General features: G+C 71.3%; 14 protein-coding genes. 11 read left to right on the forward strand and 3 right to left on the reverse strand.

Annotated features, from left to right (window positions below):
• Positions 1–479: 479 nt before the first annotated feature.
• Positions 480–725: a hypothetical protein gene (locus tag ACWDZ7_RS23805; RefSeq protein ID WP_451513494.1), complete on the reverse strand. Its 246-nt coding sequence runs from the start codon at positions 723–725 to the stop codon at positions 480–482.
• Between the two features lie 379 nt (positions 726–1,104).
• On the opposite strand from ACWDZ7_RS23805, the gene ACWDZ7_RS23810 reads away from it, so the two are divergent.
• From ACWDZ7_RS23810 to ACWDZ7_RS23830, 5 genes are read left to right on the forward strand one after another with little or no spacing between them, the layout of a single operon-like run.
• Positions 1,105–1,680 carry an RNA polymerase sigma factor gene (locus ACWDZ7_RS23810; RefSeq protein WP_451799578.1) on the forward strand — a complete coding sequence of 192 codons (576 nt, stop codon included), beginning with the start codon at positions 1,105–1,107 and terminating at the stop codon, positions 1,678–1,680.
• Positions 1,677–2,516, forward strand: a complete 840-nt coding sequence (locus ACWDZ7_RS23815) for a hypothetical protein (protein WP_451799580.1) — start codon at positions 1,677–1,679, stop codon at positions 2,514–2,516. The genes ACWDZ7_RS23810 and ACWDZ7_RS23815 overlap by 4 nt, the downstream gene beginning before the upstream one ends.
• Entirely contained in the window at positions 2,513–3,403 is an 891-nt protein-coding gene (locus ACWDZ7_RS23820; RefSeq protein WP_451799581.1) for an ATP-binding cassette domain-containing protein, read from the forward strand. The genes ACWDZ7_RS23815 and ACWDZ7_RS23820 overlap by 4 nt, the downstream gene beginning before the upstream one ends.
• Positions 3,400–5,028: an ABC transporter permease gene (locus ACWDZ7_RS23825; RefSeq protein WP_451799583.1), complete on the forward strand. Its 1,629-nt coding sequence runs from the start codon at positions 3,400–3,402 to the stop codon at positions 5,026–5,028. Before ACWDZ7_RS23820 ends, ACWDZ7_RS23825 begins: the two co-directional genes overlap by 4 nt.
• A 40-nt stretch (positions 5,029–5,068) precedes the next feature.
• Positions 5,069–5,722 (forward strand): hypothetical protein, encoded by a 654-nt coding sequence (locus ACWDZ7_RS23830; protein ID WP_451799584.1) that lies wholly within the window; start codon positions 5,069–5,071, stop codon positions 5,720–5,722.
• A 3-nt stretch (positions 5,723–5,725) separates the two neighbouring features.
• Here ACWDZ7_RS23830 and cobM read toward each other — a convergent pair whose 3' ends face one another.
• Complete coding sequence (gene cobM, locus ACWDZ7_RS23835; RefSeq protein WP_451799586.1) at positions 5,726–6,475, reverse strand: precorrin-4 C(11)-methyltransferase; 750 nt, start codon at positions 6,473–6,475, stop codon at positions 5,726–5,728.
• A gap of 21 nt (positions 6,476–6,496) precedes the next feature.
• Positions 6,497–7,777, reverse strand: coding sequence for a precorrin-6y C5,15-methyltransferase (decarboxylating) subunit CbiE (cbiE, locus tag ACWDZ7_RS23840; RefSeq protein ID WP_451799588.1), 1,281 nt, complete (start codon positions 7,775–7,777; stop codon positions 6,497–6,499).
• 268 nt (positions 7,778–8,045) lie between these two features.
• Here cbiE and ACWDZ7_RS23845 point away from each other — a divergent pair, with 268 nt between their 5' ends.
• The 6 genes from ACWDZ7_RS23845 (at position 8,046) to ACWDZ7_RS23870 (ending at position 13,186) form a co-directional block, all read left to right on the forward strand.
• Positions 8,046–8,438, forward strand: coding sequence for a cell division protein SepF (locus ACWDZ7_RS23845; protein ID WP_451513486.1), 393 nt, complete (start codon positions 8,046–8,048; stop codon positions 8,436–8,438).
• Positions 8,439–8,567: 129 nt separating this feature from the next.
• On the forward strand, positions 8,568–9,734 hold the full coding sequence (locus ACWDZ7_RS23850) for an ATP-binding protein (RefSeq protein WP_451799589.1): 1,167 nt from the start codon (positions 8,568–8,570) through the stop codon (positions 9,732–9,734).
• On the forward strand, positions 9,731–10,066 hold the full coding sequence (locus ACWDZ7_RS23855) for a nucleotide pyrophosphohydrolase (protein ID WP_451799591.1): 336 nt from the start codon (positions 9,731–9,733) through the stop codon (positions 10,064–10,066). Before ACWDZ7_RS23850 ends, ACWDZ7_RS23855 begins: the two co-directional genes overlap by 4 nt.
• 205 nt (positions 10,067–10,271) lie before the next feature.
• A complete protein-coding gene (locus tag ACWDZ7_RS23860) occupies positions 10,272–10,754 on the forward strand; it encodes a DUF6099 family protein (RefSeq protein WP_451799592.1) in 483 nt (160 codons plus the stop codon).
• 376 nt (positions 10,755–11,130) lie between these two features.
• Positions 11,131–12,054, forward strand: coding sequence for an LLM class F420-dependent oxidoreductase (locus ACWDZ7_RS23865; protein WP_451799593.1), 924 nt, complete (start codon positions 11,131–11,133; stop codon positions 12,052–12,054).
• 268 nt (positions 12,055–12,322) lie between these two features.
• Complete coding sequence (locus ACWDZ7_RS23870) at positions 12,323–13,186, forward strand: SGNH/GDSL hydrolase family protein (protein ID WP_451799594.1); 864 nt, start codon at positions 12,323–12,325, stop codon at positions 13,184–13,186.
• The last annotated feature ends 16 nt before the right edge of the window (positions 13,187–13,202 follow it).

Below are 13,202 nucleotides of genomic sequence, written 5' to 3' on the forward strand. Positions count from 1 at the left end.
GAAGGCGGCGAGCACCACGGGAGGCAGGGCGAGCAGTGCTCGGGAGCCCGGCCTTGGGTCGCCACCGTATGGAGCACGGCCAGAGTGAACAGAGCGAGGATCAAGCCGACGGCACGAAGCGCTCCGACGCTGCCGTGCGCCCGCAAGGCCATGGCGCCGAGCATCCCCAGCCGGAGCGCCGGTCCCGCGAACCGTTCCAGCCACCTTCGCGACGTCCCAGGTGTTCGCCGCGTACCTCTTCCCAACCACAGCAGCGGCGTCGCCACCAACAGTTAGGGCCATGGCTGCCACCCCGGCAGCCAGTCCCCGGCTCCGGCGATCGCCGACGTGTCGAGGCATGCACGCTGTTCCGTTCTCTGCCAGGTGCCCGTGACGGTGGTTGACGAGCGTCCTAAAATGAACGGGAGTGGCTTCCCGAAGGTCGAGTTCGGGAAGCCACTCCCTGTTTATCTGAGAGCGTCTATATCAGACACTGCGGATCAGCACTTGCGCAGTCCGTCAAATCCTGCAAGCCGATTCGGGCGCTCGCTGTGCCACTGCTCACCCTTCCTGATGGTGAAGCAGTCACTGTCCCTACCGGCCGACCAGACAAACTTGATGGTGTAGGCCGAATTGCAACTGCTTTTTGCGTAGGCGTAGTTCGTGGTGGTCCACGACTTGACGCAGCTCGGCGGGGCAGCCTGGGCGCCGATCCCGCCGGTCGAGGTAGCGGAGGCGGTACCCATGGAGCCCATGGTGAGTGCCGTCACCGTGCCGAACAGTGCTAATCCGCGTTTCAACGAGGACAATTCTTTCTCCGTTCCTGTGAGTTGACTCCTTTACGTTAGGTGTAGAGCAGATGTGCGAGCAAGACGATGCAGGCATGCAGAAAGGGCTGGAGGGGCGTATGTGGAACCGTGGAATTCACTCGATGATGTGGAACTCCATAACTCACTTCGCATCTGGAATGGTCATCCAGAATCGCGCTCACCCAGAGTCAGGCCCTCCCTGGAGAAGCGGAACCGTAAACGCCGCACACCCGGATGACCGCGATGTGTCTCAGATCACATGCAGGTCGCGAACCGGTCGCCGCCCGTCGTCCGACGACCAGGCGTGGAAGTGAGCATGGGGGAGGAGCCCTCTGACGCCGAGCTGCTGGATGCGCTGCGGGAGCGTGACCGGGCGGCCTTCGAGATGTTGTACCGGCGCTATGCGCCCTGGCTGAGCGCACGGCTTCGGTACCGGTGCGCGGATGCCGCGCAGCTCGACGACATCGTCCAGGACACGTTCCTCGCCGTATGGCACCGGTGCGAAGAGGGGCGGCAGCCCGAAGTACGGGACTTCGCGGGGTGGCTGTGGCGGATCGCCGCACGCCGGGTCGTGGACGCCGCCCGTGTCCACGGTGCGCAGAGTCGGCTACGGCAGGCGCTCGCGGCTCTACGGCACAGCCCGCGGCCGTCCGCAGAGGAACAGGCTCTGGAAACAGGCGAGTTCGGGGCACTGCAAGCGGCACTCGGACGGCTTGCGCCGGATCTGAGGGACGTCGTGCAGGCGACCGTCCTCGACGGCCTCACGACACGTCAGGCCGCACGGCTGCTCAGCCTGCCCACCGGGACGGTCAAGACCCGCGCCATGAGGGCCCGCAAGCACCTCCGCGAGGAGCTTGCGCGCGAAGAGCGACAAGAGAGGGAGCAGCGATGACCGACCGGCCGACCACCCCCGTGCACTTGCCCGGCGAAGTGCTGCGCCGATACGCGCTCGGTACGCTCGCCCCCGACTCCCGTCACCGTGCCGAGCCTCATCTGGACGTCTGCCCGCACTGTCGCTCACGCCTCGTCCCCTTCACGGACGCCGGCGCGCTGGATCGGGTGTGGCAGCGGCTCGACCTGGCCGTCGATCTGCCCAGAGCCGGCTTCTGGGAACGGGTGTTGCTCGCCCTGCGCGTCCCCGACCACGTCGCGCGAGTCCTGACGGCCACCCCGGCGCTGCGCCTCTCCTGGTTGTGCGGCACCGTGGTGACACTCCTCTTCGCGGCGCTCACCGCGCGCCTGGTCCAGCCGGACGGAACCCCGCTTCCCTTCCTGGCCGTGGCACCGCTGCTGCCTGCCGCCGGGGTCGCGGGGTCCCTGGGCCGCCGCTGGGACCCCGCACACGAACTGGGGCAGGTGGCCGCGCCCAGCGCCTTCCGGCTGGTGATGCTGCGTACCGTGGCGGTCCTCGCGGTCACCACGGCGCTGACGACCGCCGCCTCGCTCGTGCTGCCGCATCTGGGCATCGCCGCGTTCGGCTGGCTGTTGCCGTCCTGCCTGGTGACGGCTCTGAGCCTCGTGCTGTCGCCCCGCCTCGGCACCGTGCCCGCCGCCGTCACCGCGGGGCTCGCCTGGCTGGCATCGGTGGCGCTGACCCGCGAATCCGCAGTGCTGTTCTCCGTCGCCGGGCAGACGGTGCTCGCTGCGCTGCTGCTCGCTTCCGCGACTGTTCTGGTGCTGCTGCGCGCCGACTTCGACGTCGACTTCGAGAAAGGGATCCGCGCATGATGTCATCACCTGACACCGCTTCCGTACGCGAACTGACGGTCCGGTACGGCAAGTCGCTTGCTCTCGACAGGGTTTCCCTAAGCCTGTCCAAGGGGGTCACCGGGCTGCTCGGACCCAACGGCGCGGGCAAGACGACGCTGCTGCGGGCCCTCGCCACCGCCTTGGTGCCGACCGGAGGCGAGATCCGGGTCTTCGGAATGGACCCGCTGCTCCCACGAGAGCGGCAGGAGATCCGACGCCGCACGGGGTACCTGCCTCAGTCACCGGGCTTCCACCGGCACTTCACCGCGTTCGAGTTCGTCGACTACGTCGCCATCCTCAAGGAGCACACGGTGCGCGCCGCCCGGCACGAGGAGGTCCGCCGAGTCCTGGACGCGGTGGGGCTGGGCGCCGAACGCGGGAAGAAGATGAAGGCGCTCTCCGGCGGAATGCGTCAGCGGGTGGCCTTGGCCTCCGCGTTGATCGGCGAGCCCGAGTTGTTGATCCTGGACGAGCCTACCGTGGGCCTCGACCCCGAACAGCGTCTTCGCTTCCGTGAGTTGATCGCCGACATCGGAGCGGGGCGTGCCGTGCTGCTGTCCACCCATCAGACGGAGGACGTGGCGGCGCTGTGCGGACGTGTCGTCGTACTCGCGGGCGGGCAGATACGCCACGACGCGACGCCCCAGGGGCTCTGCGACGTCGCACGGGGCCGCGTCTGGTTCAGCCAGGACCGCGACCCGCGAGCCGCCGCGGGCTGGCGCACCGGTAACGGCACGTACCGCAACATCGGCACCCCGCCCGAGGGGGCGCAGCTCGTCGAACCGACGCTGGAGGACGGCTACTTGCTTCTCAACTCCTCCGCCGTGCCGAGCGCCTCGCAGTCGTCGGAAGGAGCCGTGGCGTGAACCGCGGCACGAGCGCAGTCACCAGGCCGGTTGCCGAAACCACCGTCGAGTCACCTTCTCCGGCTGCTTCCGTGCGGGCCCTCGCCCGGTCCGAGGCGCTGCGCCTCCTGCGCCACCCCGCGCTCCTCGGCTCGTCAGCACTCTGTGTGTGCCTGTGGGTCTACGAGACCGTGGTCGCGGGATCCTCTGACTATCCGGTACTGCACGACGAAGACCGTTACCTCCAGGCCGAGTTGCTTCTCGTGGCCGCCGGAACCTTCCTCGCCACGCACCTGGCCGTCCTGCGGCCCGCCAGGGACGGCACGGACGCCTGGTTCCAGGCGTTGGTCCTCGAACGGTGGCAGCGGGTGGCGGCCCACCTCCTCGCGTTTCTCCCGGCGGTGATCCTGGCCGCGGTGCTCGCCGGGTTCCGCACGCTCTGGTTGGCGCTGCTGCCCGGTGCCGTCGGCACCGCGTCCGCAGCCGAGCTCGCGACCGGTCCCGTGCTCGTGCTGTTCGCCGGTGCCTTGGCGGTGCTGAGTGGCACGGTCTCCCGGTCGGTCGCGCTCGGCCCGATCGCCGTCGGCGTCCTCGGCGTCGCCACGGTCACGGGCTCACTGGCCGTCCACTCCGGTGTGCGCTGGTGGGGGCTCATCGCCATCGAGGACGACACCCACGCCTCCCTCCCTTCCGAACTCCTCGCACGCCCGGCGGCACTACATCTGCTCTACATCGCCCTCGTAAGCGTCGTGCTCGCCGCTGCCACGCTGCTGCGTTCCGGCCTGCGGGGCGGCCGACGCCCGGTCCAGGCCGTGCTGGCCGTAGCGCTCGTCGGGACGCTCGGGGCAGGCACGGCGCAACTGCGGTCCATGCCGGAGTCGGTCACCGCGGCCCGCGAGCGCGCGGCGACGGCACCGTCCGGGGACCAGCGGTGCGTGCGGCGGGAAGAGGTCACGTACTGCGCCTTCCCCGAGTTCCTCGACCGGAGCAAGGAGTGGTCCGAGGTCGCGGACGGCATTCTGCGCCGCGTGCCGGAGTCGGCCCGCGATAGGCACTACACGGTACGCCAACACATCACACCCTTCGTGACCTCGGGCGGCTTCGGCCAGGACGATGTACCGGTGGAGCAGTGGGCCGCGGACGACCGCCGCGCGGGCACTCCGGGCGCTGTCGTGGTCGGCACCGACTGGGGCAACGGAGACGACGCGGCGAACGACGCCACCAGCGGCCTGGCCACCGCCTTCGCCCAGCGTGTCGTGCAGGGACGGACCCCTTCCACCGGTTCGCCCACCCTCGACCAACCGCTGGTCTGCGGGGCGCAGGGCATTGTCACGCTCTGGCTGGCGGCTCAGGCCACCCCGGAGACGGCACCCGCGATCCGCGACCGCATGGACCGCAACTTCGGCGGGCTCGTGACCTTCGGTTTCGGGCCCCTGACCACGATGGACGCGGAACTCGCAGATGCCGATACGGCCCTGCGCCTGCTCGATCGCCCCGCCGACGACGTGGCGGCGGCACTTGCCCGGCACTGGCAGGTGCTGACCGACCCGGACACCACCTCCACCCGCGCCGCCGACCTCCTGGGCATCCGCGGCCCGGTGACCGATCCGGCGACCGAGAAGGACAGCGCATGCGCCAACAGATGACGACACCCACCCTCGATCCAATGACCTGGGACGGCGCCACATGCGTACGCACTTGACCGTGATGCCGCTGCTGCGGCCGGAGTTCCGCGCGGCCCGTACCCTGCCGCTCTGGTGCGGTGCCGCTCTGGGGGTGACCGTCTGCGCCGTACCCGGCGTCTTCTCGATCACAGTCGGGTCCGGTCCGGCAGCCGCGCTGCTGCACCTCGCCGCCGTCCTCGGCAGTCTGGGTCTGGCCTTCGTTCTGGACGATCCGGCGGCCACCACCACCTCCCAGTGCCCATCCCCGTGGTGGTTGCGCCGTTCGCTGCGCGTCGCGGGAGGCCTCCTCGTGGTGGTCACCGCTTGGGCCATCGACACGGTGCTCGTCAGCGCTGCTCTCGACGACGAACTGCGTCCTGCCTTCCCACACCTGGACGTGGCCGTCGAGACCCTGGCCCTCGCCCTGCTCGCGGTGGCCCTCACCCTCGTCGGCCTGCGCTACACACAGGGGCGGGCCGGTGGCCCTGTGGCGGCCTCCGGTCTGATCGTCATCGTCCTGACGCTGCTTCTCCTCCCCGACGACCTGGCCTTCTTCGTCGACCCGTCCCAGGTCGAGCACTGGGAGAGCGCGACGACGCGGTGGTACGGGGCGGCCCTTGCGGCACTGGCGGCCACTCTGGTCCTGCTGCCGAGGCGACCGGCTGAGCGCCGATAGCCGTCAGCAGACGTGCCGGTCCCGCTCCGCCGAGTACAGATGGCTGTCACGGAACTGCGAGGCGCCAAGCGTGCGGCCCACCATGATCACGGCGGTTCGCACGATCCCCGCCTCCTTCACCTGCCCCGCGATATCGCCGAGAGCACCCCGCAGAATCACCTCGTCAGGACGGCTGGCCATCGCGACCACGGCGACAGGGCAGTCCGCCCCGTAATGAGGCAGCAACTCCTCGACCACCCGGTCGACATACCCGGCGGCCAGATGCAGCACGAGCAGCGCCCCGCTGCGCCCCAGCGTGGCGAGGTCCTCGCCCTCCGGCATCGCCGTGGCCCGCTGCGCGACCCGGGTGAGAATGACGGTCTGCCCGACGGTCGGAACCGTCAGCTCCCGCTTCAGTGCGGCGGCGGCGGCCGCGAACGCCGGGACACCGGGGACCACTTCGTACGGGACGCCCGCCGCGTCGAGCCGCCGCATCTGCTCGGCGATCGCGCTGAACACGGACGGGTCGCCCGAGTGCAGCCGCGCCACATCGAGCCCCTGCTCGTGCGCGGCCACCAACTCGGCGACGATCTCGTCCAGGTTGAGCTGCGCGGTGTCCACCAGGCGTGCGCCGTCCGGGCATTCGGCGAGCAGCTCGCGCGGCACCAGGCTGCCCGCGTACAGACAGACCTGGCAGGCGGCGAGCGTCCGCGCGCCCCGCACCGTGATCAGGTCGGCCGCGCCGGGCCCCGCGCCGATGAAGTACACGGTCATCTGCTGTCAACTCCTGTGTTTCTATGGGGTCTTGGTGATGGGCTTGGGTACGGGCCTGGCGACGGACCATTGGGTGACCGGCATGGCCTGCCGCCAACCGGTGAAGCCGCCCACGGGCACGGCCTGCGCGACCGCGAGGCGCACCAGCTCGCCTCCGTGGCGCCGGTACCAGTCGGTGAGCAGCGCCTCCGACTCCAGCGTGACGGTGTTGGCGACGAGCCGCCCGCCCGGTGGAAGGGCCGCCCAGCAGGCGTCGAGGAGGCCCGGCGCGGTGAGGCCGCCTCCGATGAACACGGCGTCCGGCGTGGGGAGTTCGGCGAGGGCGGCGGGTGCGGCGCCGGTGACGACGTGCAGCCCGGGGACGCCGAGGCGATCGGCGTTCCGTGTGATGCGGCCGGCCCGCACCGCGTTCTTCTCGACGGTGACGGCGCGGCACGACGGGTGCGCCCGCATCCACTCCACCGCGATCGATCCCGAGCCGCCGCCCACGTCCCACAGCAGCTCGCCGGGCGCGGGCGCCAGCGCCGCGAGCGTGGCGGCCCGGACATACCGCTTGGTGAGCTGCCCGTCGCTCTCGTACGCCGCGTCGGGCAGCCCCGGCACGGCGCCGAGCCGCAGGGCGTCGGGGGAGCGGCGGCACTCCACGGCGACGACGTTCAGCGCGGCGCCGGGCGCGTGCGACCAGGCGTCGGCGACACCTTCGTACGACGACTCGCGATCGGACCCCAGCTGTTCGAGTACGCGCAGCCGGCTCGGGCCGAAGCCGCGCTCGCGCAGCAGGGCGGCGACCTCGCCGGGGGTGTGCGCGTCGGCGCTGAGCACGAGGACGCGGCGCCCGTCGTACAGCGCGGCGGCCAGACGTGCGGCCGGGCGTCCGACGAGCGTGACGACCTCGGTCTCCTCGACGGGCCAGCCGAGGCGCGCGCAGGCGAGGGAGACGGAGGACGGGTGCGGCAGTACGCGCAGCGCGGGTGCGTGCGGTGTGCCTGCGGCGCCCAGCTCCTCGCTCAGGGCGCGGCCGATCCCGTAGAACATGGGGTCGCCGCTCGCGAGGACGGCGATCCGGCGTCCCGCGTGGGCGGCGAGCAGGCCGGGCACGGCGGGCCGCAGCGGCGAGGGCCAGGCGACGCGCTCGCCGGGGCATGGCCCAGGGGGCAGCAGACCCAGTTGGCGGGGGCCGCCGATGAGCACCTCGGCGTCGGAGAGCGCCGCGCGGGAGGCGGCGGGGAGGCCGTCCCAGCCGTCGGCCCCGATCCCGACGACGGTGACGGCCGGTATGCCTGGCGGGGATGCGGGGGTCACTGCTGGTACCTGACCTCGGGGTTCGGGAAGGGCTGCGCAGCCCGACTCTACTGGTGACCAGGCGGCGTGCCCTTATTGCGAGCACCTTGCAATAAGCCGGGCGACCTGATCGTCCACCTTGGGGACGCCGTCTCGATCGACCCCTCCGCACCCTTGGAGTCCGCGGTGCTCCGCCCGTGCGTCCGTGTCGCAGTTGGGCTGAACGGGTGACTTGGCGTAAGAATTGCCCGGTGCAGACAACGACTACGAGCCAGGACGGGGTGGGTCAGTGAGTAGCAGTCAGCGCCACGACGTCACCGATGAACAGTGGGAAGGGCTCGCCCAGGTCGTACCGCTGCGCAGCCGCAACGAATGGCCTTCATGGCCCGGACACAGCGCGCTGCCCGACGCGGAGACCGAGACGCGCAGGCGTTTCGTGGTGATGCGGGTCAACGTGTTCTCGGACGCCCGCGACGTCGCCGAGACCGTCATGTCGCAGATCCCGGTCCTGCTGGACCTGACGGGCGCCGAGACGGAAGTGGCCAAGAGGGTTCTGGACTTCAGCAGCGGTGTGGTGCTGGGGCTGGGCTGCGGCATGCACCGGGTCGACAAGAACGTCTTCCTGCTGGCGCCGCCGGGCACGGAAGTGCAGGGTCTGGTGGACGCGGTCGCGCAGCCTTAGGGCAGCCCGGCGTCCGCCCGTATCCCCTCCCCGGCCGACGTGGGAGATCTTGTGGGTGAATCCCCCGATCGTAGGAAGGTCGGCTGGGCGTAACGGTTCGCCTGGCGCGGCGCCGCTTAGCTTCCCGGCATGACGGTGCACACTCCGATGCCGGCCGCGCGGCCGGCGGCAGGCCAGGACCGACCGCAGGTCACCGAGCTGCGGCTGTCCGCCTTCGCGGGGCACCGCGGCACGGTGCTCCCACTCGACGCGCTGACGCTGATCACGGGTTCCAGCGGCAGCGGCAAGTCCAGCGCGCTCCGTGCGTACGAGGCACTGGCGCGACTCGGCGCCGGTGCCGAACTGGTCGACGTCTTCGACGACCCCGTGGCGTGCGTGCCCGAACGCGCCCGCGCCGACGGTCAGCGGCGGCGCGGGTTCCGCATCGGCTGCACGGTCGACGGGCCCGCCGGAAATGTCCGGCTCGACCTCGCGGTCCAGGCCGAACCCGAACTGCGCATCGTCGGAGAGCGGCTGACGCGCGGCGGCCTCGTCCTCCTGGAGACGGCGCTGCGCGACCCAGGCCGCCGCATGGTGCAGGCGGCCTGGCACACCGCGGGCGCGGCGCCCGTGACCCGCGCCCCGATGCCGGACGACCGGCTCGGCACGGCGCTCGTGCCGCTGCGCGTGGCGGGCAAGACGGACGGGCAGCGCCTGGTGCTCGCGGCGGCCGAGCAGGTCGTGGTCGCGCTGCGTTCGGCCTTCCCCTGCGACCCGCGGCCCGGCCGCATGCGCGCGCCGGTCCCGGCGGGGCTGATCGGTCCGGGCCGGCTGCTGGGCGGCTGCGACAACCTCGCCGAGGTCCTGTGGCGTACCCGGGCCGAGTGCGCGGTCCGCCACGCGATGCTCGTCTCGGCGGTGCGCGACGGATGTGCGGGGCCGGTCGTCGACGTGTTCGCCGAGGAGGCGGAGGACGGTTCGGTGCACGCCTTCGTCGACCGGGGGGACGGGGTGCGCACGCCTCTCACTCGGCTTGGGGACGGGGAGTTGAGGTATCTGGCCCTGGCGCTCGTCCTGCTCACCGGGCCCGGCGTTCTCGCCGTCGATCCGGTGGCGGAGGTTCCGGAGGCCTATCAGAGCCTTACCGTCCTCGCCGACGGCTTCGACCGCCGCCTGGACGCGCGGCAGTCGCGCGCGCTCGGCGAACTGGCGGCGCGGACCTGCGCGCGTGGTCACATCCGCCTGGTCGGGGCGGTGCGGGACGCCAGGTGGGCGGCCGGCGTCGCCGGCGCCTCGGTGGTAGACCTGGAGCCGTGACGGAACGATGTGATGTAGCGGGACTGCAGCGCAGGCTGGCCGAGTTCGCGGCGGCCCGCGACTGGGGGCGGTACCACACCCCGAAGAACCTGGCCGCCGCGCTGAGCGTGGAGGCGTCCGAACTGGTCGAGATCTTCCAGTGGTTGACGCCCGAGGAGTCGGAGCGGGTGATGAAGGACCCGGACTCCGCGCACCGGGTGACGGACGAGGTCGCTGATGTCCTCGCGTACCTGCTGCAGTTCTGTGAAGTCCTGGGTATCGACGCGCTGGCCGCGCTCGCGGCGAAGATCGAGCGGAACGAGCGGCGTTTTCCGGCGCCTGACGGCCCGTAGGACCCGGGTAGGACCCCGGGTTAGTCCCCCTTCCCGGCATTTTCGTCACTCTCCGGAGTGGACGGCTTGTCGAATTTCGATTACTTGTCCACAGATTTCCGGCTTCCCCTGGCTTTTCGACCGGATGAGTATCACTCTGGGTAGTGGATGTGGGAGTTCGGGCGAGCGTGCGGCGTGTGCGCGCGGGATGGACGGGGGGTTGCGCATGAACGCGATGCGGCTGATCGAGGCGAACCGGCGCGCCCTGGCGCTGAGCGAGGACCCGGTCGGCATCGTCATGGAGGTGTGGCAGTCGCAGGCGCTGGCGCAGGCGATCGGCAGCCGCCTCGCGGTCGCGGGCCCGCCGGAGTTACGGGGCGAGGCGCTGGGCCTGAGCGAAGTCGGCGGCAGAGCCTGCGGGGTGCTGGACGCTCCCCACTTCGGTACGGAGGACATCCGGGCCGCACGCCTGACGGAGACCGGCGACGCGCACGACGTCCTGCTCGCGCTGGACCAACTGCTCGGCGAGGTCGGCATCGCACTCGTGGGGGTCGCCATGGGCGCCGCCGACGAGGGGGTGTACTGGCAGTGCATGGAGGCGATAGACGCCGCCGACGAGTCGAGGGACCGCGTCCTGGAAATGCTGCGCAGGCTCGCGGTGCGGGAGCGGGCCCTGCCGGAGCGTGACTCGGCGGCGGGGTCGTCGTGAGGTGGCGGTGCTCTGACCGTGGCGGGCGTCTATGTGGCGCGGGGCGGGCTGGCGCGGGCGGGGGTGCCGGGAGGCGGCGGTGTTCCGGCCCCGACGGGGGCCTATGTGGCGCGGGCTCGGCTGGTGCGGGTGGGGCTGTCGGGAGGCGGCGGTGTTCCGGTTCTGCCGGGCGTCAATATGGTGTGGGTCCCGCCCGGGCGTCGGTGTGGGTGGTGGGTGGTTCGGTTCCGTCCGTGCGGATGGTCTTCCGGCGGGGCGAGCCGCCGGCGCGGGCCCGCGCCGGCCGTCCCGTGGACGGACTTTCACCCGACCGGGGCGGCCGAGGATCGGCGGGACCGGCGGGGTTGGTGGGCCTTCGAGCGTGCAGGATGGAGCCATGGATCTTCGAATCTTCACCGAGCCCCAGCAAGGGGCGACCTACGACACTCTGCTCACCGTCGCCAAGGCCACGGAGGATCTCGGCTTCGACGCGTTCTTCCGCTCGGACCACTATCTGCGCATGGGCTCCGTCGACGGGCTCCCCGGACCCACGGACGCGTGGATCACGCTGGCCGGGCTGGCGCGCGAGACCAAGCGGATCAGGCTGGGCACGCTCATGACCGCGGGCACCTTCCGGTTGCCCGGCGTGCTCGCGATCCAGGTGGCGCAGGTCGACCAGATGTCGGGCGGCCGCGTCGAACTGGGCCTCGGCGCGGGCTGGTTCGAAGAGGAGCACAGGGCGTACGGCATCCCCTTCCCGAAGGAGAAGTTCGCCCGCCTGGAGGAGCAGCTGGAGATCGTCACCGGCCTGTGGGCGACGGAGACCGGCCAGACCTTCGACTTCGACGGCAAGCACTACCAGCTGACGGACTCCCCGGCCCTGCCCAAGCCCGCGCAGCCCAAGGTGCCGATTCTCATCGGCGGCCACGGCGCGACGCGCACCCCGCGCCTGGCCGCGCAGTTCGCCGACGAGTTCAACATCCCCTTCGCCTCGATCGAGGACAGCGAGCGCCAGTTCGGCCGGGTCCGCGCCGCCGCCGAGCAGGCCGGGCGCAAGGGGAGCGACCTGGTGTACTCCAGTGCGCTGGTGGCCTGCGTCGGCAAGGACGACGCGGAGGTCGCCCGGCGCGCGGCGGTCATCGGCCGGGAGGTGGACGAACTCAAGGCCAACGGTCTGGCGGGTTCGCCGGCCGAGGTCGTCGACAAGATCGGGCGGTACGAGGCGATCGGCGCCGGCCGCGTCTACCTCCAGTTCCTCGACCTGGCCGACCTGGATCACCTGGAGCTCATCTCCTCACAGGTGCAGTCCCAACTGTCCTAGCAACCACAAGCGGCCCCCCACAAGCGGCCCCCCACAAGCGGCCCCCCACAACTGGCCCCCTCCGAGGTGGCCCCCAGACGTGGCCGCCGGGCGCACCCCTCCGGTGTCCGGCGGCCACTCCTCCTCCCCTTCCTCCCTGATGTCGATTCTGTGACGCGTCACAAGGGGCGCTCACTGACTCTGGAGTACGTTCCACCTCCGTTTCCGCGGCAGGACCGCAGGATGTGAGGCGCGGTACTTCGGACGGTCGAGGATGACGGAGGTCGGTATGAGGCTGCGTGGACGTTTCGGGGCGGGGTGTGCGGCGGTGGCCGCCGGGGCGGCGCTCGCCGCGGTGACCACACCGGCACAGGCCACCGAAGGGGTGCCCCGAGAGCCCCTGGAGTACGTGGCGATGGGGGACTCCGCGGCGGCGGGTCCGCTGATCCCGCAGCAGGACATCAACCTGCTGTGCCTGCGTTCGAACCGCAACTACCCCGCCGTGGCGGCGAAGGCGCTCGGCGCGCGGCTGACCGACGTGAGTTGTTCCGGCGCCACGACGAAGGACTTCGCGGGCCGCAGGCTCGGGCTGCTGCCGCCGCAGTTCGACGCGCTGAAGAAGAGCACCGATTTGGTATCGGTCACGGTCGGCGCCAATGACAGCGGCCTGTTCCAGCAGGCGCTCGGCTGTCTCAACTTCCTCCCCGAGCCGGTCGGCCTCTCCTGCGCGGACCGGCTCACGGCGGGCGGCAAGGACCGGCTGGGCGAGGCCGTCGAGAAGTGGGCGCCGACGTTCGGCGCCGCGCTGGGGGAGATCAAGCGGCGCGCCCCGCACGCGAGGATCGTCGTCACGGGGTACGGCACGTACATACGCGAGGGCGGCTGCCATCCGAAGCAGCCGGTCTGGGCCCGTGACGGGGACTATCTGCAGGGCGTCATGAACAAGATCAGCGCGGCGGTCCGGGACCAGGCGGAGGCGCGCGGCGCGCGGTTCGTCGACGTCGCCGCGCTCACGGTGGGGCACGACATCTGCGCCGCGCCGAAGGACCGCTACCTGGAGGGCCTGATCCCCGCGCACCCGGCAGCTCCGCTGCACCCGAACGAGCAGGGCATGGCCGTCTATGGCGACGCCGTCGCCGCCGCGGCCCGTTGAGGGGGAGCGCGGGTAT

The sequence above is a fragment of the Streptomyces sp. NPDC003032 genome (assembly GCF_053591415.1).

Coding starts and splice junctions, on each gene's coding strand:
- ACWDZ7_RS23850 (WP_451799589.1), top strand. CDS start 8,568: ATGACGGTGCACACTCCGATGCCGGCCGCGCGGCCGGCGGCAGGCCAG.
- ACWDZ7_RS23865 (WP_451799593.1), top strand. CDS start 11,131: ATGGATCTTCGAATCTTCACCGAGCCCCAGCAAGGGGCGACCTACGAC.
- cobM (WP_451799586.1), bottom strand. CDS start 6,475: ATGACCGTGTACTTCATCGGCGCGGGGCCCGGCGCGGCCGACCTGATC.
- ACWDZ7_RS23870 (WP_451799594.1), top strand. CDS start 12,323: ATGAGGCTGCGTGGACGTTTCGGGGCGGGGTGTGCGGCGGTGGCCGCC.
- ACWDZ7_RS23815 (WP_451799580.1), top strand. CDS start 1,677: ATGACCGACCGGCCGACCACCCCCGTGCACTTGCCCGGCGAAGTGCTG.
- ACWDZ7_RS23860 (WP_451799592.1), top strand. CDS start 10,272: ATGAACGCGATGCGGCTGATCGAGGCGAACCGGCGCGCCCTGGCGCTG.
- ACWDZ7_RS23805 (WP_451513494.1), bottom strand. CDS start 725: ATGGGTACCGCCTCCGCTACCTCGACCGGCGGGATCGGCGCCCAGGCT.
- ACWDZ7_RS23810 (WP_451799578.1), top strand. CDS start 1,105: ATGGGGGAGGAGCCCTCTGACGCCGAGCTGCTGGATGCGCTGCGGGAG.
- ACWDZ7_RS23820 (WP_451799581.1), top strand. CDS start 2,513: ATGATGTCATCACCTGACACCGCTTCCGTACGCGAACTGACGGTCCGG.
- ACWDZ7_RS23830 (WP_451799584.1), top strand. CDS start 5,069: ATGCGTACGCACTTGACCGTGATGCCGCTGCTGCGGCCGGAGTTCCGC.